Source organism: Flagellimonas hadalis (assembly GCF_007785775.2).
Lineage (GTDB): Bacteria > Bacteroidota > Bacteroidia > Flavobacteriales > Flavobacteriaceae > Flagellimonas > Flagellimonas hadalis.
This window is the reverse complement of sequence record NZ_VNIK02000043.1, coordinates 1-617: the sequence shown is the minus strand read 5'-3', so window position 1 is coordinate 617 and position 617 is coordinate 1. Positions and strand designations below refer to the sequence as shown.

Here is a 617-nt window from a genome sequence, read left to right as displayed (position 1 = left end):
GTGGTGACCGATATGGTCTTTGCGGACCATGTGACCGATCACAGGGCCCTGGAGCAAATTTTATATGCCATGGAAGGACAGTCCGAACATCCCTTGGCTGAAGCCGTGGTCTCCTTTTTAAAAAATAGAAAGGTAAATCCGGTCGAAATTTTGAACTTCAATAGTATTACAGGAAAAGGTGTTCGCGCTGAGGCATTGGATGGAACCCAATACCTTGTGGGCAATCATAAGTTGATGGTCGAAAAAGGAATCGCCATGGATGACAACCTGGGGCACATGGTCGAAGGGTTAGAGCAGGAAGCCAAAACGGTCATATACTTTGGCGGTGGAGGCAAGGTGAAGGCGATTTTGGCCATTATGGATAGTATAAAGGAATCCTCAAAGGAAGCCATACGGGAAATGCAGGGGAATGGTATGGAAGTTTACATGATGACCGGTGATAACAAGATGACCGCCGAAGCCGTATCACAACAGGTGGGTATCAAAAGCTATGAAGCCGAAGTGCTCCCATCAGAGAAAGCTGATTTTGTGAAAAGGCTTCAAGAAAGTGGAAAGGTGGTCGCTATGGTGGGCGATGGTATCAATGATTCGCAGGCACTTGCCCAAGCAGATGTCAG

The 617-nt window shown here is 47.3% G+C and carries 1 protein-coding gene; it reads left to right on the top strand.

Annotated features, from left to right (window positions below; all coding sequences use genetic code 11):
• Window positions 1-617 (top strand): HAD-IC family P-type ATPase (locus tag FOT42_RS17930; RefSeq protein ID WP_151891798.1); only part of this gene is annotated, 617 nt, incomplete at both ends.